15 protein-coding genes are annotated in these 18,029 nt (G+C 61.7%); 9 read left to right on the top strand and 6 right to left on the bottom strand.

Translation table 11 applies throughout. The annotated features are described in order from the left end of the window. Nucleotides 1-9: 9 nt before the first annotated feature. From AEYBE204_RS27060 to AEYBE204_RS27040, 5 genes are all read left to right on the top strand, one after another. Nucleotides 10-387 carry a YdbL family protein gene (locus AEYBE204_RS27060; RefSeq protein ID WP_023461578.1) on the top strand — a complete coding sequence of 126 codons (378 nt, stop codon included), beginning with the start codon at nucleotides 10-12 and terminating at the stop codon, nucleotides 385-387. 378 nt (nucleotides 388-765) lie between these two features. Continuing rightward, entirely contained in the window at nucleotides 766-1,887 is a 1,122-nt protein-coding gene (locus AEYBE204_RS27055; protein ID WP_023461577.1) for an acyltransferase, read from the top strand. Nucleotides 1,888-2,245: 358 nt separating this feature from the next. Further along, a complete protein-coding gene (locus tag AEYBE204_RS39875) occupies nucleotides 2,246-3,220 on the top strand; it encodes a CHAP domain-containing protein (RefSeq protein ID WP_023461576.1) in 975 nt (324 codons plus the stop codon). A gap of 108 nt (nucleotides 3,221-3,328) precedes the next feature. Further along, nucleotides 3,329-4,336, top strand: coding sequence for a magnesium transporter CorA family protein (locus AEYBE204_RS27045; RefSeq protein ID WP_023461575.1), 1,008 nt, complete (start codon nucleotides 3,329-3,331; stop codon nucleotides 4,334-4,336). Between the two features lie 239 nt (nucleotides 4,337-4,575). Then, a complete protein-coding gene (locus AEYBE204_RS27040; protein ID WP_023461574.1) occupies nucleotides 4,576-6,468 on the top strand; it encodes an NPCBM/NEW2 domain-containing protein in 1,893 nt (630 codons plus the stop codon). On the opposite strand, the gene AEYBE204_RS27035 is transcribed toward AEYBE204_RS27040, so the two are convergent. Both AEYBE204_RS27035 and AEYBE204_RS27030 read right to left on the bottom strand, forming a co-directional pair. Next, on the bottom strand, nucleotides 6,469-7,665 hold the full coding sequence (locus AEYBE204_RS27035) for a pentapeptide repeat-containing protein (RefSeq protein ID WP_023461573.1): 1,197 nt from the start codon (nucleotides 7,663-7,665) through the stop codon (nucleotides 6,469-6,471). It lies immediately after the preceding gene. 172 nt (nucleotides 7,666-7,837) lie between these two features. Next, nucleotides 7,838-8,332, bottom strand: a complete 495-nt coding sequence (locus AEYBE204_RS27030; protein ID WP_023461572.1) for a Fur family transcriptional regulator — start codon at nucleotides 8,330-8,332, stop codon at nucleotides 7,838-7,840. A 411-nt stretch (nucleotides 8,333-8,743) separates the two neighbouring features. Between AEYBE204_RS27030 and AEYBE204_RS27025 the strand changes: the two genes are divergently transcribed. Together AEYBE204_RS27025 and AEYBE204_RS27020 are read left to right on the top strand one after the other, a co-directional pair. Beyond that, the gene (locus AEYBE204_RS27025; protein WP_052019308.1) at nucleotides 8,744-10,762 is read left to right on the top strand and encodes a TonB-dependent receptor; all 2,019 of its coding nucleotides are present in this window, start codon (nucleotides 8,744-8,746) and stop codon (nucleotides 10,760-10,762) included. Between the two features lie 281 nt (nucleotides 10,763-11,043). After that, nucleotides 11,044-11,838, top strand: coding sequence for a SapC family protein (locus AEYBE204_RS27020; protein ID WP_023461570.1), 795 nt, complete (start codon nucleotides 11,044-11,046; stop codon nucleotides 11,836-11,838). A gap of 80 nt (nucleotides 11,839-11,918) precedes the next feature. Here the strand turns inward: AEYBE204_RS27020 and AEYBE204_RS27015 are convergent, their stop codons facing one another. After that, nucleotides 11,919-12,335 carry an acyl dehydratase gene (locus tag AEYBE204_RS27015; RefSeq protein WP_023461569.1) on the bottom strand — a complete coding sequence of 139 codons (417 nt, stop codon included), beginning with the start codon at nucleotides 12,333-12,335 and terminating at the stop codon, nucleotides 11,919-11,921. Between the two features lie 163 nt (nucleotides 12,336-12,498). Here AEYBE204_RS27015 and AEYBE204_RS27010 point away from each other — a divergent pair, with 163 nt between their 5' ends. Both AEYBE204_RS27010 and ispG read left to right on the top strand, forming a co-directional pair. Next, nucleotides 12,499-13,788 (top strand): RodZ family helix-turn-helix domain-containing protein, encoded by a 1,290-nt coding sequence (locus AEYBE204_RS27010; protein ID WP_023461568.1) that lies wholly within the window; start codon nucleotides 12,499-12,501, stop codon nucleotides 13,786-13,788. A 71-nt stretch (nucleotides 13,789-13,859) separates the two neighbouring features. Continuing rightward, a complete protein-coding gene (gene ispG / locus AEYBE204_RS27005; protein ID WP_023461567.1) occupies nucleotides 13,860-14,978 on the top strand; it encodes a flavodoxin-dependent (E)-4-hydroxy-3-methylbut-2-enyl-diphosphate synthase in 1,119 nt (372 codons plus the stop codon). Between the two features lie 214 nt (nucleotides 14,979-15,192). Here the strand turns inward: ispG and AEYBE204_RS39870 are convergent, their stop codons facing one another. The 3 genes from AEYBE204_RS39870 to AEYBE204_RS26995 all read right to left on the bottom strand — a co-directional run bounded on the left by AEYBE204_RS39870 (nucleotide 15,193) and on the right by AEYBE204_RS26995 (nucleotide 17,984). Then, a complete protein-coding gene (locus tag AEYBE204_RS39870) occupies nucleotides 15,193-15,336 on the bottom strand; it encodes a type II toxin-antitoxin system ParD family antitoxin (protein WP_023461566.1) in 144 nt (47 codons plus the stop codon). A gap of 5 nt (nucleotides 15,337-15,341) precedes the next feature. Beyond that, nucleotides 15,342-15,725, bottom strand: a complete 384-nt coding sequence (locus tag AEYBE204_RS27000; RefSeq protein WP_023461565.1) for a hypothetical protein — start codon at nucleotides 15,723-15,725, stop codon at nucleotides 15,342-15,344. A 69-nt stretch (nucleotides 15,726-15,794) separates the two neighbouring features. Then, complete coding sequence (locus AEYBE204_RS26995; protein WP_023461564.1) at nucleotides 15,795-17,984, bottom strand: bifunctional diguanylate cyclase/phosphodiesterase; 2,190 nt, start codon at nucleotides 17,982-17,984, stop codon at nucleotides 15,795-15,797. Nucleotides 17,985-18,029: the final 45 nt, after the last annotated feature.

The following is an 18,029-nucleotide window of genomic DNA, read 5'->3' as shown; positions in this document are numbered from 1 at the left end:
GAATAACCGATGAAAAAGACTCTTTTCTCTATTCTGAGCGCTGTAGTGGTGTCGTCGGCGGTTCTGGCCGGTACCGTGGCTCTCAACACCCCCGCCTATGCGCAATCCGCCGCCAAGGCGACCGTCGACGCCGCCAAGGCCGCAGGCACCGTCGGTGAGCAGTCCGACGGTTATCTCGGCCTCGTCAAGGGCTCGGCCGATGCCGCCACCAAGGACGCGGTGGACGAAATCAACGCCGGTCGTGCCAAGGTGTTCGCCGAAGCCGCCGCCAAGAACGGCGTCTCGCCCGCCGCCGCCGGAGCCTCGGCCTTCACGACGACGATCTTCCCGAACCTCAAGCCCGGTCAGTTCTACAAGGACGAGTCCGGCAGCTGGAAGCAGAAGTAGGCCGTATTTATACTCCCCCGGCGTGGCGGGGAGCGGGGCGGCCCGTGCCGTGGTTTTGACGCGTAGCGGCAAAAGACGGTGGGGGCCTTGCTCAGGTTTCTTCTGCACTTTCGCTGTTTATTGCCTCTGCCGGTAAGGCCCCCCTCTGTCCGGTAAACCGGACATCTCCCCCGCGTGGCGGGGGAGTATGAATGAGGAAAATCCTACCGGGTTCATCCGATCTTAAGCGCCCTGTGGCAGGTTTGGCCGCAGGGCGTTTTCGTGTCCACTACGCCTGTAAAGGGCACGAAACCTGCACAGATCGACTGAAATTCGCCTCACCGGCGCATTTTGGAACAGTCACCCGCCCGAAACGGGCAAACCTGAGGCCCCCGCACCATGACCTCTTCGATCCGAGCCACCGTCGCGCAGGTCGCGGCAACCGACATCAAGCCCCTGACCTCGCTGCGTTTTTTCGCGGCGGTCTGGGTGATCCTGTTCAGCTACTGGCCCGCCCTGCAAGGGGCGATCCCGCTCGGCATCGTCGACAAGGGCTATCTGGGGGTCGATCTGTTCTTCGTCCTGTCCGGTTTCATTCTGAGCCATGTGTACTTAAGCAGCCTCGGCGACGGACGGTTTCAGTATGGATCGTTCATCGTCAACCGACTGGCGCGCATCTATCCCCTGCATATGGCGACGCTGTTGTTCGCCATCCTGCTGTGGGCGGCGGCGACGTTCAAGGGGATGAGCGTCGACAAGAACCTCGTCAACTGGGAAGCCTTGCCCGCGCACCTGTTCCTCGTTCAGGCCTGGGGGCTGGCACCCGAAGCCGCCTTCAACCACCCGTCCTGGTCGATCTCGGCGGAATGGTTCGCCTATCTCTTGTTCCCGGTCTTCGGCACGGTCGCATGGTCGATGCGCTACCGTCCATGGCTGGCGCTCGGCCTCAGCGCCGCCTTCCTGACCAGCCTCTATCTCATCTTCGAAGTCTTCATGGGCTTCCCGCTGACGCGCGCGACGGTGTTCTGGGGCGCGCTGCGCATCGTCCCGGCCTTCATGCTCGGTTGTTCGCTCTATTTGCTGTGGCGGTCCGGCGCGGTTAAGTCGCGCACCATCGCCCTGATCGGGGCCGCCGCGGCGTCTCTGACGGCGCTGGTCGCGGCGACCTGGCTGCCGTTCGACGCCCTGATCGTTGTGGCGCTGGGCCTGATGCTGCTCTGTGTTGGTGGGCTCGGCAATGACGGCATCATGGGCAACCGTGTCATGGTCTATCTGGGTGAGGTCTCGTTCGCCATGTACATGGTCTATGTGCCGTGGAAGTGGATCTATCTCAACGTCGCGGGCATGGTGCTGGGGACGGGGGACGCGCCGCTGCCGTTCATGTGGTGGTTCGCCGGTCTGGTCGCCATCGTGCCGGTCGCCATGCTGGGGCACCATCTGGTCGAACTGCCGTTCCGGAAAGTGATCCGCCATATCGGCGACAAGGTCCGCTACCGACTCGCCTATCAGATGGCGCGTTAATAAGAGTCGCTGTGCGAAAAATAAGGATTCCATAGTCCGATGGGGGTGAATTCGCCAAAAGGGTGAATTTGCCCCCAAATTTTTTCGCAGCGCACTCGTATTTATAGTTAACTGATGTTTAACAACATTTTCGCCACATATGGCCGCGAGGCATGGTGAAATGTGGGAATTTTACCACGTTAACCAAAATAAAGACTTTGTAAACTTGTGTAAGTTATATATCAAAGCCTCGTAGTAAAAATGTTGCGGGCGTTTACGTCTTAACTTTTCCACCCGCAGCCACCCCCTGTAAGACCCCTAAGAGTACGGATGACGCAGACGCGCACCGGCTCGATCAGGCCCCAAATGGAGTGCGTGCGTGCTGAAAAAACTAAGCGTATTGGCGTTATCGGCGGTTCTGGCTTTCGGTGCAACCAGCACTCAGGCCGCTGAAAAGAAGTCCCCCTACTGGCAATGTGTCACCTTCGCCCGCTCGATCACGGGCATGAACATCTTCGGTGACGCGTGGACCTGGTGGGAAGGCGCTTCCGGCAAGTACGACAAGGGTTTTTCGCCTAAGGCCGGCGCGGTTCTGGTCTTCCGCCCGCAAGGCAAGATGAAACTGGGCCACGTGGCCGTCGTTTCGCAAGTCGTCACCGAACGCGTCATTCAGATCACCCACGCCAACTGGTCGCCGATCAACGGTTCGCGCGGGCAGGTCGAAAAGGACGTCACCGTCGTTGACGTCTCCGACAAGGGTGACTGGTCCAAGGTCAAGGTGTGGTACGGCCCGATCGCCGACCTCGGCACCACGGTCTATCCGACCTACGGCTTCATCTATCAGGCCGCGCAAAAAGGCCAGGAAATGGGCCAGAATCTCGTGACGCAGGTGCTGGATAAGCCCGCCGTCAGCAAGATCGACAAGACTTCCAAGAGTGTCATCAAGACCTCTGCCAAAACCCAGAACAAGGCGCTCGCTGCCACCCTGATCGCCGATGCCGACGCCCCCAAGGGGCAGGAACTGGCCGCTCAAAAGCTGAATGAAGATGCGCCCGCCGCGCCGGTGAAGGCTACCGAAAAAGTCATCGCTGCGAAGGCCCCGGCCAAGGATGTAAAGGCGGACAAAACGCCTTCCAAGAAGCCGACCAAGACCGAAGTGGCCGAGAAGGCCGACGCCAAAAAATCTTCCAGCAAGACCAAGGTCGCTGAAAAGGCCGAGTCGAAATCCTCGAAGAAGGCCATTAAGGTCGCCGACGCTTCGGACAAGGCGGAGAAGACCTCTGCCAAGTCCAAAACCGCAACCAAGAAGGTCGCCGAGACGGACGACAAGGCCGCTACCAAGAAAAAGGCCTGAGTTCAGGCTCATAAGTTTCAAAACGCCGTCCGGTCTCCGGGCGGCGTTTTGCATTGGCGTCGCAATCGATTCCCTGTAGGTCTTGAGAGGTAATTCAGGGGGCGTTCCATGCTCAATATCTACAGTCGCAGCGACGCTGCCGAAGGCGCGATGTCCGCCGTGCATCCGATCGAGCCCGACGAGGGCGGCGAATCCGGCTGGTGCGACATCACGCCGGAAATGGTATGGATCGACCTCTACACGCCCGACCGCGAAGAGGAACATTATGTCGAGGGCGTGGTGGGCCTCAACCTGCCGACGCGCGAAGACATGGAAGAGATCGAGTTTTCCTCGCGGCTCTATGTCGATGACGGGGCGGCCTTCATGACGGCGCAACTGGCCTTCCACGGCGGGCAGGATCAGCTTCAATCCGGGCCGGTGACCTTCGTCCTGCACGAAGAACACCTGATCACCATCCGCTATATCGACCCGAAATCGTTCTCGATCTTCGCCGACCGCGTGGTGCGTCAGCCCGACCTGTGCAGCTATCCGGCGGAGGCGTTCGGCAATCTGCTCGATGTGCTGATCGACCGCACAGCCGATTTGCTGGAACGGGCGTCTGGCATGGTCGAGGGCATTTCGTCGCGCATCTTTGCCCCCAAAAAGGGCCGCAACCTCGAAAAGGTCCTGCGCGAACTGGGCGGCTGTCAGAGCGACACGGCGCGCATCCGCGACAGTCTCGTCTCTCTGGGACGGCTTTTGCTTTATGCGCGAGGTCTGCCGCTCGACCTGATCGGCACGAAGGAGGCTTATGACGCCTTTCACGAACACCTGCGCACGCTGGAAAAGGACGTGTCCTCGCTCAACGATCACGCGGCCTTCGTGTCGGGTAATATCGCCTATCTGCACGAGGCCGCGCTGGGGATGATCAATCTGGAGCAGAACACGACGATCAAGATCGTTTCGGTGGCCTCGGTGGCCTTCCTGCCGCCGACTTTGATCGCGTCGCTGTACGGGATGAACTTCGAATATATGCCCGAACTGCATCAGCCCTGGGCCTATCCGGTGGTGGTGGGCGCGATGATCGCCTCGGCGGTCGGGCCGCTGGTCTGGTTCCGCATCAAGGGCTGGTTATAGGAGATAGGGTGGGCGCTCATCGGGTCGTCTCGGCTGGTCTTTGTTGCCGCCCGCTACGTTGGAAACTTGCCCCGATGTTCACATCGAGGCGGCGTTTCGGCCTTGCGGCCAGACTTACGTCTTTCGGCAAAAATCCCTAGCCGATACTCAACCGCTGAACACCCACCCTATCTCTTCACTCGACTCCCAATTATTGTATGATAAATACGTATCAACGATAAGAGACATGGGAGTGCGCTATGAAGCTGCGTTGGTTGACGACGTCGATCCTTGCTGGCCTGAGCCTTGTGCTGACGGCCCATGCGGCAGATGATCCGCTGTCCCCCACAGGCAAATGGACCGCGCATCAGACCGGGCAGGCGCAGACCCCGCCGATGGGCTGGAACTCGTTCAACGCCTTCCGCATCGAGGTGTCCGAAGACAAGGTCATGGGGGCCGCCGAAGCTCTGGTCGATACGGGGCTGGCGAAACTCGGCTACGTCTATGTCAATATCGACGACGGCTGGTGGCTCAAGCGCCGGCAGAGCGACGGGCGGCTGGAAATCCGCACCGCGATCTTCCCCAGCGCGGCGATCAAGGGCAAAGACACGAGCTTCAGGCCGTTCACCGACAAACTGCACAGTATGGGGCTCAAGGCCGGGATCTATTCCGAGATCGGCCGCAATGCCTGTTCGCAGGCCTGGGATCTGAAATCGCCGAACCTGCCCGAAGGCACGGTGGCCGAACGCGAAGTCGGCCTCGAAGGCCACGTCGATCAGGACCTGAAGCTGTTCTTCACCGACTGGGGTTTCGACTATATCAAGATCGATGCCTGCGGGGTGGCCGATTATACGGCGACGGCCAAGGTGATCACCACGCCCGGTTACCGCGTCCGCGAACCGCTGATCGCGAGAGACCGTCCGGCGCTCGACAAGCCCGAAGACCTCAAGGCCATGTATGTCGAGGTGGCGGACTCCCTGCGCAAGTACAATCCCGACAACGACTACGTCCTGTCGATCTGTTCGTGGGGCCGCGCCGATGTGCGGACCTGGGGCAAGGACGTCGGCAATCTGTGGCGCACCAGCTACGACATCAACCCGACCTGGGGCTCGATGCTGCATTCGTTCGATAGCGCCGTGACGCGGCCCTTGTACGCCGGACCGGGGCGTTGGAACGATCCGGATATGCTGTTTGTCGGCAAGGGCGATTTCGACGTCAATCACATGACCGAAGCGAAGAGCCATTTCGCCCTGTGGGCCATGCTCAATGCACCGCTGCTGATCGGCTACGACCTGCGCGGGGCGCCGAAAGCGCTGATCGATATCTGGGGCAATGCCGACCTTGTGGCCGTCAATCAGGACAAAGGCGGCCATCAGGCCGTGCTGGCCTATCGGTCGGACGACGTGCAGATTCTGGTCAAGACTCTGAGCAATGGTAAGACAGCCGTCGCCCTGTTCAACCGCAGCGAGGCGGCGAAAACGGTGTCCCTGACCGCGCGCGACCTGAAGTTCGATGCCGCAAAGCCGGTGGTCCTGCGCAATCTTTGGACCAAGGACACCTTGCCCGCCTTTACCGGCAGTCAGAAATTTACGCTGGGCGCGCATGAAACCCTCGTCTTCGAAGCGGAAGGCACGCACCGGCTGGGGCAGGGGACCTATCTGTCGGAAATCCCGGGGCGCATCAATGTGGCGGCGGACGGCATTCCCTTCCCGGAAGGCGATCCGCATATCTATCAGCCGACGCGCCTCAGCGCCGGACGTGGCGGCGACACGCCGATGTACGCAGGCTGGGGTGGCGCTCAGGCCGACGCCAGCCCTTACGGCACCGAACTGACCGTCGGCGAAAAGGCCTTTGCCTATGGGATCGGTATCCTGTCCGGCTCACGGATGGAGGTACAGGCGAACGGCGAATACCGGCGCTTTGTGGCCTCTGTGGGCGTCGATGCCGCGACGCGCAACCGTAAGGCCGCCGTGACGTTTCAGGTCTATGGCGACGGGCGTTTATTGGCCGAGTCGAAACCGTTGGCCTATGGTGAGGCGGCGACGGAACTCACGGCGGATGTGGCGGGCGTCAAGGTCGTCGAACTGATCGTGCAGGCCGACAAGGACGCGGCGGTCTCCACCGTGTGGGGCGACGCGCGATTTGATAAATGATTACCGTTCGGCCAGCGTATAGTTGCAGCCTTGATCGCGGACTTCGTCGAGGCGGGCTTCGAGCAACCGCGCGCGCGTCAGGTCGGCGTTCCTCAGATTGGCATGGTTGAGGATCGCGCCGGTCATGTCGGTGCGCATCAGGCGGTCGCCCCCCAGATTGAGCGGCGACAGGTCTGCTCCGTCGAGATTGGCCTTGGTCATCTTGGCTCCGGCCAGCCGCGCCCCGCGCAGGTCGGCCCCGCTGAGGTTCGCGCCGCGCAGATCGGCGTTCGACAGGTTCGCCCCCTGAAGCTGGATGCCGCGCATATCCATGCCATAGAGGATCGCGCCTGACATCTGCGCCGCCGTCAGGTTGCGCCCGGTCAGGGTTTTGGTGGCGCGGAAATCGATGCTGGCAAAGGTCTGGGTCGCGCCCTTGGCCCCGCCGGTCTTGCACCACAGTTCATAGGCATCGAGCAGATCGTCGAGCGGTTCGTTGTCGATATAGACGCTGACCGGCGCGGTGAGCACGTCGCTCAGGTCGGCGTCCTGGGTCATCATCCCGGCGGTGTCGGTGTCGACCATCACCGCGCCTTTAAGCGAGGCGCCGGAAATATCGGCCGAGGACATATTGGCGCCCGACAGGTTCGCGCCGTCGAGCGAGGCGTTGCGCAGCTTGGCGTGGCTGAGGATCGCGCCGGTGAGCTGGGCGTCGCGGAAATCGGTGGACACAGCCATCGTGCCGGTCATCCGCGCGCCCGACAAATCGGCTCCCGACAGGATGGCGTAGTCGAGTTCCCCGGCGCGCTTTTCGTGCTTCATCAGGCGCAGGCCGTGTTTTTCGTCCTTGAAGGCGATCTGGCCTTCGCGCAGGTCGCAGCGGATCAGGCTGGCCCCGGTCAGATTGGCCCCGCGCAGACATGCCCCGCGCAGGTCGGCGCGGTCGAGCGTGGCGAACCGCAGATCGGCATTGCGCAGATCGACCCCGAACAGATTGGCGCGCGTCAGATTGACGTCTTTCAGAGACGCGCCGTTGAGGCAGGCACCGGTGAAGATGGCGTCGCTGAGGTCCACGCCTTCGAGATTGACGCCCGTCAGGTCGATATAGGCGAAATTGGCCAGTTGCCCGCCCGCCCGCGCCGCCTTGTACTTGACGTGCAGGTCCAGAATAGTCCGCAACGAGGCGGGATCGAGGGATTGCAAGGTGGCGGCTGACATCGTGACCTTTTCGGTTGTGATCTCAATCTAAACCAAAGGTATGAACGGTTTTCTTACGCAATGCACAAATCGGGGCACAAATAGGGGCGAACAGCCTAATACAGGGCCGTCAAGAAAGGCAGAAAACCGGATAAAAGGAAATACGATTTTTCGTGCGGCAGGCGAAAACGCGCTACTGGCAGGCCTTGCACAGGCCCTTGGCCTCAAGCGTGATGCGCCGCACTTTGAACCCGCTGGCGGCCGCCTTGCGATCGATGCTGCTGAGGTCGAGCATGACTTCCTCGCTCTGCCCGCAGCACTCGCACAGCAGAAACGCCGCCGAGTGGGGTTCCGGGTGATCATGGTCGTGGTCATGACCCTGGCAGGCCACAAATGCGTTGAGGCTCTCGATGCGGTGGATCAGGCCCATCTGTTCAAGGAAACCCAGCGCACGATAGACGGTCGGCGGCTTGGCCGCGCCGTCGGGGTGGAAGCGATCGATGACGTCGTAGGCCTTCATCGGCGCGTTCTGGCTGAGGATCAGTTCCAGGGTCCGCTGACGCGGCGCGGTCATGCGCTCGCCCTGCGCCTCGCACAGCTTACGCGCCTCGGCCAGACGCGCTTCTACGCCCCCGGCATCGAGATGGTGGTCATGATGGTCGTGATCGTGATCGCAGGCCGTGCTCATGTCAGGGTCCGTACTCGATTAGGTTTCGGGCGTGACGCGACGCGAAATTTGTGCCCGGGCAGGAGTTTGGCGCGCCGTGGAGTGAACTCCACAAGCGACAGACGACGTATCCGGGCACAAATTTCGCCGCGCCCTGAAAGGGTATGGTGAAAAGCGTCCATTTTGGCGTCGCAAAAACTTGAAAGGGGCGGCTCTTCCTTCGTTTTTGCTCCTGAAACTGGACTCATTTCACTCATATCACGCCTCAAATCCTAATCGAGTACGGACCCTTATGTAGGGAGACTCGTGTCGATAAGCAATATTCAGGCGAAAGCTCGCTTGACATGAATTATGTTATTACATAACAGTGAGGTAAATCTAGGGCGTATCTGTGTGTTTGCGCCCGTTCTGCTATCTCTGGAGCCTCCCCGAATGTCTATGTCCCGCACGCTGCTGACCCTGACCACCAGCCTGTCCGTTCTTGCCTTTGCGAGCGCTGCCGCCGCTCAGGACGCCCCCAAAAAAGACGAGGAGATCACCGAGGTTATCGTCACCGGCACGGCCTATGGCGTGTCGAAAGACGCCCTGATGAGCAATGTCGACGTGCTGAACCGCGCCGCCATCGACCAGAAACCCGCGCAGGGCCTCGGCGACATGCTGGCGACGCTGCCGGGCGTGCGCTCCTCGGCCTTCGCGCCGGGGGCCAGCCGCCCGGTCATCCGCGGCCTCGACGGCTTCCGCGTGCTGGTGCTGAACAACGGTATGGGCGCGGTGGACGCTTCGGCGGTGTCGCCCGACCACGCCACGGCGACCGATCCGATGGAGGCTCAGCGCATCGAAGTCCTGCGCGGCCCATCGGCCCTGATCTACGGCGGCAACGCTATCGGCGGCATCGTCAATATCATCGACGACCGTATCCCGACCACAGTGGCGAAGGACGGCGTCGAGGGCCGCTTTACGGCTCAGGCTTCCAGCGTCGATAACGGCAAGCAACTGGGCCTCAACGCCAAGGTCGGGCAGGGACCGTGGGTCTTCGCTTTCGATGCCGTGAAGCGCACAAGCGACGACTATGAAACCCCGGTCGGGCCGGAATCGCGCCGCTTGATCGATGCCGAAGGCGAAGCGCCGGACACCTCGGATCATCAGGCCAATTCCGCCGTCGATCTGAAAACCTACGGGGCGGGCCTGTCCTATATCGGTGACTTCGGCTTTGTCGGCTTCGGCGTCAAGCAAACCGATACGCTGTACGGCGTGCCGGGTCACGAACACGAGGGCGAAGACGCGGAAGGCCCGGTCACCATCGGCCTGAAACAGACGCGTTACGATGTCCGCTCGTCGTTCAATGTCGATGTCGCGGGCTTCAACAAGCTGACCGCCGATGCGGGCTATACGGATTATCACCATACCGAATTCGAGGGCGACGAGACGGGGACTCAGTTCTTCTCCACCGGCCATGAAGTCCGCGTCAACCTGCTGCGCTCAAAGATGGGCGACGTGTCCGGCGCGGTCGGCTTCAACCTGTTGTCGCGCGATTTCGAAGCCGTGGGCGCTGAGGCTTTCGTGCCCTCGACCACGACCGACGAAGCGGGTGTCTATGCACAATATCGCCTCGATAAGGGCGGCTGGGGCGTCGAAGGCGGGGCGCGCTTCGACCGCAAGGAAATTACGGCAGCGGGGTTCTCGAAAGATTTCGACAATATCTCGGCCTCACTGGGCGGCTTCTACAAGCCGTCGGACCACGCCTTCTTCGGCCTGAGCCTGACGCGGTCGGAGCGCGCACCGTCCGACGTCGAACTGCTGGCCGACGGCCCGCACGCCGGAACCGGGGCCTATGAGATCGGCAGCCGGACGCTGGATTCCGAAGTCGGCTACAGCCTTGAGGCCACCGGCCACTGGCTGATGGATCAGCACTCGGCGTTTACGTTCGATGCTCACCTCTATACGTCGACCTTCGACGGCTTCATCGACCTGCGCCCGACCGGTGACGAGGAAGACGGTTTGCCGGTCTATCGCTACGTCCAGACCGATGCCGAATTCTACGGCTTCGAGCTCGAAGGCGGCGTCAATCTGTGGAGCCAGGGCGCGCGCGTCGTGCGCCTTGATCTGGCTTACGACTACGTGAAGGGCGAAAGCGATCTGGGCAATATCGCCCGCATTTCGCCGTCGGCCCTGACCGCGACGGTCGGTTACGAGGGCGAGCGCTGGAAGACCCATATCGAGGTGCGTCACGTTCAGGCCGCCGATAAGGATCTGGCCGAGTTCGAGCTACCGACCGACGGTTATACAACGGTCAATCTGTTCGGTTCGTACTGGGTCAATAAAAACGTCTCGCTGTTCGCCGAACTGCGCAACGTGACCGACGAAGAGGTGCGCGAGCATACCTCGGTGCAAAAGGACATCATGGTCGGCGCGGCGCGTAACCTGCGTGCGGGTTTGACGTACCGGTTCTGATGTCTTCTCCTCCCTGTGCCGGAGGCATGGGGAGGGGGACCGCGAGCGCTAGCGAGTGGTGGAGGGGGGTGACGCCGTATGCTTCGCCCTCTCCGTCTTTTGTGGCTTCGCGCCAAAATCCACCTCCCCATCTTCGCCTATGGCTCGATAGGGAGGAGGCAGAGCAGGCGAATCTCGCATTTTGCTTTCTCTCAAACCGATGTGCCGCTTGCGTCCCCCCGCAGGCATGGGCTAGAAGCGATGTTCCTTCAGTTTTTAAACCTTACCGATAAAGAGCGACCATGGAACAAGCTCCGTCTGATCAAAACCTCCTCACAGGGAACGTGCTGTTTTACAAGAACCCCGAGCCCTTGAGCGTGGAAGCCCACGGTTCGCTCGGCATCAGCGCATCGGCCACGCCGCACGCCTTCGTGGCGGAAACCAATGTCGTGCCGCTGACGGTCGCCGAATTCCCGGCGGCGTCGCTGAGCTACCCGATCGTCTTCATCGGCGAATCCATGATGCCGGTCGCGGCGATGGGTCTGGCCGCCGGTCAGAACATGTTCGTGTCGCCCGAAGGCGTCTTCCGTTCGGACGCTTACCTGCCGGCGTTTGCCCGCCGCTATCCGTTCGTCTTTGCCAATGACGAGCAGGCCGAGCGCCTGATCCTCTGCGTCGACACGCAATCGCCGGTCGTCACCGCCAACAATCCGGACGTGCCCTTCTTCGAAGGCGACAAGCCGTCGGCCTTCGTCGAGAACGCCATGCAGTTTTGCTCGGACTTCGAGAACGAGCGCCGCCGCACGGAATCCTTCGTCGGCCTGCTCAAGGAACTCGACCTGTTCGCCCCGCGCGAAACCATCTACCGCCCGGCCAATCCGGACGGCACGCCGGGCGAGCCGCAAAAGATCGCCGAATATTTCGCCATCGACGAAGAAAAGCTGAACAAGCTGTCGGGCGAAAAGCTGGTCGAACTGCGCGACAACGGCGCCCTGATGCACATCTATGCGCACCTGACCTCGCTGCTGGCCTGGGACAAGTTGATCGCTCTGACGATCGAGCGCAATCAGGGCCTCGGCGGCGCGACCGTCAACTAAGGCTGATTGCCGTGTTAAAATAACAAACCCCGGAGGCTGTCGCTTCCGGGGTTTTGTTTTTCGTGGTCAAATCTTAAAGCTTAATCTGCTTCAGGGGCCATCGGATTGCGCTGGAACACCGTCCGCGTCAGGCACGAAAAGACCAGTCGGCCCGCCTCATCCAGCAGATCGTGCTGGGCGATGACGACGCCCTTGGTGTCGCCGACCGCGTCCTTGCCCATTATGGTCAGCCGCCCGCGCAGCAACTCGCCCGCCGGGGGATTGCGCGACCAGCGCAGGGCATCGACGGCAAGGCGCTTGGTCTGCGGCCACGTCGTCGCCGCTTCGGTTTCAAGTCGCGACCACAGGGTGAAGATCAGCGCGTCAGGCAGACCGTCCTGCGTGTTCCAGCCGGGGGCATAGGTGCTGCAAAATTTGTCGAGATCCTCCTGAGACACGACACCGGCGCCGATGGAGGCGACCTGACCGATCCACAAATCGTCGAAAGCAGCGGGCATGAAACATCCTTACACAGGGAATACGGTGAAAATCTTCTAGGCCGAGTTGGCGCGTTCGGCAATGGTTTTGCACACAGGGCAGGAATAGGCTTCTGGCGTATTGATTTGGGGCATGGCCTGTGTTTTGGTCGTGCGGCAGTGCAGTACGAGTAAGACGGATTCAATGGCGACGCAGGACAACATCACGGTGCTTGAGGACGAGGCCTATACGGGCCTGTTCCTGACCGCCGAACGCGACGCCGCCGCCGCCGCGCAGGGTCAGGCCATGGCCGGTGGGCGCGCGCGCGCCGAAGAACTGGCCGCCGATCCGCACGCCCTGGCCCATATCCTGCGCTATACGCGCGAGGCGCAGGGCTATTCGCTGGCGCAGGTCGCCGACATCACCCGTGTGCGCCGCGCCTACCTCGAAGCGCTTGAAGAAACCGCCTACGACCAGTTGCCGTCGCGGGCCTTTTCGATCGGCTATGTGAAGGCCTATGCCAAGGCGCTGGGGCTGGACGAGGAAATGCTGGCCGACATGTTCAAGCGGTCGTTTGCCGACCCGCAGTCGGATCGCCTGCGCGCCCCCGTGGGCTCGGCGTTCGAGGATCTCAAGCCCAATTACAAGGTCTATGGCGGCATTGCGCTGGGAGTCATCGTGGCGGTCGTGGCGTGGAACCTGTTCCAGCGTACCCCCGAAGGCGGGACAGGCCAGGCGGCGGGCAATGACCTGACCTCGCGCCAGTGGTCGCCGGGCGTGCCGCTGGTGCGCGATGCCCTGCAACTGACGCAGTCGGCGGCGGCGCCCAAGGATCAGGACGTGCCCGTACCCTATTACACGCCCGGTCTTGAGGAAGGCTTTGCCGCCATCGATGCCGAGCGCGCGGCCCAGAACAATCAGGTCGCCCCGGCCGCCGAAGCGCTTCAGATGCGCAAGGCCTTCAATCCGCGCGGTGCCGTCTATGGGGCGATCCCCGCGGAGTCCGCCGTAACGATTCAGGCCGCGAGAAGCGTCAATCTGGTCATGCGCGGTCCCGATGGAACCGTCTATTTCGCGCGCCAGCTGGGGGCGGGCGAGGCCTATCGCATTCCTCAGGTGTCGAGCATCCCGCTGATCGTCGATGTCGGCGACCCCAAGGCGATCGAAGTCTATTACAACGGCGAATTCGCCGGGATGATGGATACCTATTCCGGCGGCGCGGGCAGTCTCAACGCCACGCCGATCTCGAAGCTCAACGCCAAGGCGGCGGCCACGGCAAAACTGATGGATGCCCAGCCCGGCGCGGCGGGTGGCACGCGTCAGCCCCTCAAGCCGCCTAACGCCGCGCCTGTAACCGATCAGGCCCCGGCGCCGATCCAGACGCCTCAGATCGAACAGCGCGACGGGCCGCTGCCCTATGTCCCGGCGCAGAAACCGATCGTGATCCAGCCGGCGCCGGAAACCTTGGCCCAGACGCCGCCCCCTCAAAATTAACGAACTAAATGTAGCGCAAAGGCCGGGAAGCGCCTAAATAGGAGCAAGATTTCTCCTATAGAATGTATCCTATGAGTTCGCACGACCACACCCACGTTCGCCCCTGGCGCATGATCGAACGCCGCAAGAGCCGTCAGATCAGGGTGGGTAAAGTGCTGGTCGGCGGCGACGCCCCGATCACCGTGCAGTCTATGACCAATACGAAAACGCACGATGTCGATGCGACCGTGCGTCAGATTCACGGCCTCGAAGAAGCGGGGGCCGATATCGTCCGCGTCTCGTGTCCGGACGTCGAATCCACCGTCGCTCTGAAAGAGATCGTCCGTCAGGTCAATGTGCCGATCGTCGCCGACATCCATTTCCACTACAAACGCGGCATCGAGGCGGCCATGGCGGGGGCGGCCTGCCTGCGCATCAATCCCGGCAATATCGGCTCGCCCGACCGGGTGCGCGAAGTGATCAAGGCGGCCAAGGATTACGGCTGTTCGATGCGTATCGGCGTCAATGCCGGGTCGCTGGAAAAAGAACTGCTGGAAAAATACGGCGAACCGTGCCCCGACGCTATGGTCGACAGCGCCCTGTTCCACGCCAATATCCTGCGCGACAACGACTTCCACGAGTTCAAGATTTCGGTCAAGGCGTCGGACGTCTTCCTCACCGTGGCCGCCTATCAGGCCCTGGCTGACGCCATCGACTGCCCGCTGCATATCGGGGTGACCGAGGCCGGACCGCTGCGTACCGGGACGATCAAATCGGCCATCGGGCTCGGCAATCTGCTGTGGGCCGGGATCGGCGACACGATCCGCGTCTCTCTGGCCGCCGATCCGGTCGAGGAGATCAAGGTCGGCTTCGATATCCTGAAATCGCTGGGGCTGCGTCACCGCGGTGTCAATATCATCGCCTGCCCGTCCTGCGCCCGTCAGGGGTTTAACGTCATCGATACGGTGGCCAAGCTTGAGGAACGGCTGGCGCACATTTCGACGCCGATGTCGCTGTCGATCATCGGCTGCGTCGTCAACGGGCCGGGCGAGGCGCTCTATACCGATGTCGGCTTCACCGGCGGCGGGGCCGGGGCGGGCATGGTCTATATGGCCGGCAAGCCCGACCACAAGATCGGCAATGACGATATGATCGAACATATCGTCGAACTGGTCGAAGCCCACGCGGCAAAAGCGGCGGTAGAGGTTTAGTCTTATTATACCTCCCCAACTTGTTGGGGAGGGGGACCGCACGAGCGAACGCAGTGAGTGAGATGTGGTGGTGGGGGTTCTTGCTTTCTTATGACAGTGGTTGTTGAATCTCCGCAAGACCACCCCACCACCATTGGCTTCGCCGAACTTCGTTTCGCTCCGCTCATGGTTCCCCTCCCCGGCACGCCGGGGAGGTATGATTTTCTCATGGCGGTCAGTCTGAAGCGTTTGTTTCTTCGTCCATCTCGGCGATGAAGTTGTCGAGATCATATTCGACAAACTTGCCCTGCCGAGCGTCTTCCGCCCCTTCGGCAAGATGCGCGCGTAAAGCGTTGAGACGAATTTCGCGATCTTCCATGAAGCTTAGTTCCGCTTTTCCGACATAGTCTGCGAGGTGAGGTTGGTGATGCTGTTGGCATTGACCGTCACGCGCTTGCGGCCTTCGGACCAGCTATTGTGGCCCAGAACGCGCCCGGCGCTGACGTCCCAGCACCCCGCCGAGACCTTGAAATCGTAATAGCCGCCGTTGGGGATCGAATAGTCTTTGGGCAAGCGGTTCAGGCCATAGGTCGAATGGTTGCAGTTCGACACCAGAACGACGCCGATCGGTGCGCCGGTATCGTTGGTCAGGCGCAGTGTGCCGGTGGCTTCGTTGGGACGGATCAGGTCGCCGCCCTGAATATAGCTGGAACAGCCCGACAGCAGGGCGAGACCGAGTACACAGACGGAAAAAGCGGATTTGCGCATGGGAATTTCCTCTTATCAGGTTTCCCACAGCATATCCGCTTTTCGCATAACATCGTCTTACAAAGGTTGTTAGCCTCTCAAAACCCCCACATGACGGGCGCGGGCGCGGTTGATGTGCGTCACCTGCGCCTGAGGCTGGGCGTCGCGCATCAGGTCGATCTCGCCCACCGCCACGGGCTTGGAGAACAGATAGCCCTGGATGATGGCGCAGCCCGCCTGACGCAGGATGTTGCGCTGGGCCTTGGTTTCCACGCCCTCGGCGACGATGTTGAGGTTCAGCGCTTTGGCCAGCTTGATGATGGCGCGGATTACCGCCTCGGCGTCCGGATCGACGCCCAGATTCGACACGAACGAGCGGTCGATCTTGATCTTGTCGACGGGATAGCGGCTGAGGTAACCAAGCGACGAATAACCCGTGCCGAAATCGTCGAGCGCGATGGAGAAACCCATCTGGCGCAGGGCGTTCAGGGTGTGCTGGGTCGAGGTATCGTCGTTGAGCAGGACGCCTTCGGTGATCTCGATCTCGATATGGCGCGGCTCGACGCCGGTTTCCGACAGAAGCGCCTTCAGTTCGGGCATGAAGCGCGGCGAACGCAGTTGCGTCGCCGAGACGTTGATCGCGACCTTCAGTCCCGGCCAGCGCTTGGAGTCGAGCATGGCGCGTTTCATGATCAGCGTCCCCAGCTCCATCATCAGGCCGCACTCTTCGGCCAGCGGCACGAAATAGGCCGGGCTGATCGGGCCGCGCGTCGGATGCGTCCAGCGGGCCAGCGCTTCGACGCCGACGATGTGACCGTAGTGGTCGACCTGTGGCTGATAGACGACCTCGATGGCCTCGACGTGGATGGCTTCGCGTAAGCCCGTTTCCAGTTGCTTGCGCAGCTTGATCGTGGCGTCCATTTCGACCTCGAAGAAGGCGAACTGGGCACGGCCGGATTCCTTGGCGCGGTAAAGGGCGAGGTCGGCCTGACGCAGGGCTTCGGCGGCCTCGATGTCGCCTTCGTGCAGCAAGGTGACGCCGATCGAACAGGACGAATAGACCTGGCCGCTTTCCAGCGTAACATTGCCGCTGAGGTTTTCCAGCACGCGCTTGGCGAGGGCCGCGGCGGACGACGGGTCGGTGTCGGTCTGGATGATGACGAATTCGTCGCCGCCCAGCCGCGCCAGGGTGTCGCCCGAACGGATCATCCCGGCGATGCGGCTGGCACTGACGCGGATCAGTTCGTCGCCGGCCGAATGGCCCAGCGTGTCGTTGACGTCCTTGAAGCGGTCGAGCCCGATGCAGAAGACGGCGACGTGGCCGCCCTGACGGCGCAGGCGCTCGGTCGCCTGGGTCAGGCGGTCGGCGAACAGGGTGCGGTTAGGCAGGCCGGTCAGGTTGTCGTGCAGCGCCATATGCTTGGCGCGCGCTTCGGAAGCGATCAGGCTGCGGGCGGTCTTGTTGGTCTGGAACAGCAGCAGCAGCGCGATAGCACCAAGGCTGAAACCCACGAACAGGACGGGAACCAGCGCATGGATGAACATGGTCTGACCGGGGCGGTCGGGCATCCAGGTCAGTTCGGCTTTTGTCTCGTCGCTGACGTCGTGAAAGGCGAGACGCGCGGCGCGGGCGTCGAGAATCTGTCCCGGCTTGACCAGCGAAATATCGGCCAGCATGTGTTGGTGCGCCAGTTCGATCAACTCCGCCGGGGTGATCTGATGGACGCCGACCACCATATAGGGCGTATATTGATTCAGGCGCTCGTCGTGCTCGTCCGGCAGGACGAGGCTGGCGCCCAGCATATAGATATGTCCGTTGGCGACGGCGAGGCCCGACATGGCGTTGCTGCGCGATTTGAACGGCAGGTGCGCGGCGCGCTGCTCGCGGTATTTCTGGCGCAGGGCCAGCGCCATGTTCTGCACCGGGCCCTTGAATTCGGAATAGAGTTCGGGGTTGCGTTCGGCCTTGTCGTGCCAGACGAAGACCGGCTTATCGGCGGCATCGAGCACGAAGGTGCGCTCATAGGCCAGATATTCCTCGAAATAGCTGCCGTAATTGTCGGCGACCCAGGTGTGGTTGAACTTGACCGCCGTGTTTTCGACCGCCGTGCTCCAGATGGTCATCGGGGCCATCAGGCGGGCGTTGTTTTCGGCATAGACATTGATGCCGACGCGGACGAGGTTTTCTTCGCGCGTCAGGCTGGCCTTGTCGGTCTGCACCGCCCACATCCACAGTGAGCCGATCAGGGCGCACATCGCCGCGACCACCACGACGGTCATGGGGGTCAAAAGTCTTAATTCACTCCGGTCTCGTTTCACGAGGAT

Source organism: Asticcacaulis sp. YBE204, assembly GCF_000495855.1.
Classification (GTDB): domain Bacteria; phylum Pseudomonadota; class Alphaproteobacteria; order Caulobacterales; family Caulobacteraceae; genus Asticcacaulis.
The sequence above is the reverse complement of the archived record's forward strand: the minus strand, read 5'-3'. Positions and strand labels throughout refer to the sequence as shown.

Excerpts from the sequence above, each read along its gene's own strand:
- AEYBE204_RS27025 (WP_052019308.1), top strand. The coding sequence starts at position 8,744 with ATGTCTATGTCCCGCACGCTGCTGACCCTGACCACCAGCCTGTCCGTT.
- AEYBE204_RS27060 (WP_023461578.1), top strand. The coding sequence starts at position 10 with ATGAAAAAGACTCTTTTCTCTATTCTGAGCGCTGTAGTGGTGTCGTCG.
- AEYBE204_RS26995 (WP_023461564.1), bottom strand. The coding sequence starts at position 17,984 with ATGACCGTCGTGGTGGTCGCGGCGATGTGCGCCCTGATCGGCTCACTG.
- ispG (WP_023461567.1), top strand. The coding sequence starts at position 13,860 with ATGAGTTCGCACGACCACACCCACGTTCGCCCCTGGCGCATGATCGAA.
- AEYBE204_RS27030 (WP_023461572.1), bottom strand. The coding sequence starts at position 8,332 with ATGAGCACGGCCTGCGATCACGATCACGACCATCATGACCACCATCTC.
- AEYBE204_RS27000 (WP_023461565.1), bottom strand. The coding sequence starts at position 15,725 with ATGCGCAAATCCGCTTTTTCCGTCTGTGTACTCGGTCTCGCCCTGCTG.
- AEYBE204_RS27045 (WP_023461575.1), top strand. The coding sequence starts at position 3,329 with ATGCTCAATATCTACAGTCGCAGCGACGCTGCCGAAGGCGCGATGTCC.
- AEYBE204_RS27015 (WP_023461569.1), bottom strand. The coding sequence starts at position 12,335 with ATGCCCGCTGCTTTCGACGATTTGTGGATCGGTCAGGTCGCCTCCATC.
- AEYBE204_RS27040 (WP_023461574.1), top strand. The coding sequence starts at position 4,576 with ATGAAGCTGCGTTGGTTGACGACGTCGATCCTTGCTGGCCTGAGCCTT.
- AEYBE204_RS27055 (WP_023461577.1), top strand. The coding sequence starts at position 766 with ATGACCTCTTCGATCCGAGCCACCGTCGCGCAGGTCGCGGCAACCGAC.
- AEYBE204_RS27035 (WP_023461573.1), bottom strand. The coding sequence starts at position 7,665 with ATGTCAGCCGCCACCTTGCAATCCCTCGATCCCGCCTCGTTGCGGACT.
- AEYBE204_RS27020 (WP_023461570.1), top strand. The coding sequence starts at position 11,044 with ATGGAACAAGCTCCGTCTGATCAAAACCTCCTCACAGGGAACGTGCTG.
- AEYBE204_RS27010 (WP_023461568.1), top strand. The coding sequence starts at position 12,499 with ATGGCGACGCAGGACAACATCACGGTGCTTGAGGACGAGGCCTATACG.
- AEYBE204_RS39870 (WP_023461566.1), bottom strand. The coding sequence starts at position 15,336 with ATGGAAGATCGCGAAATTCGTCTCAACGCTTTACGCGCGCATCTTGCC.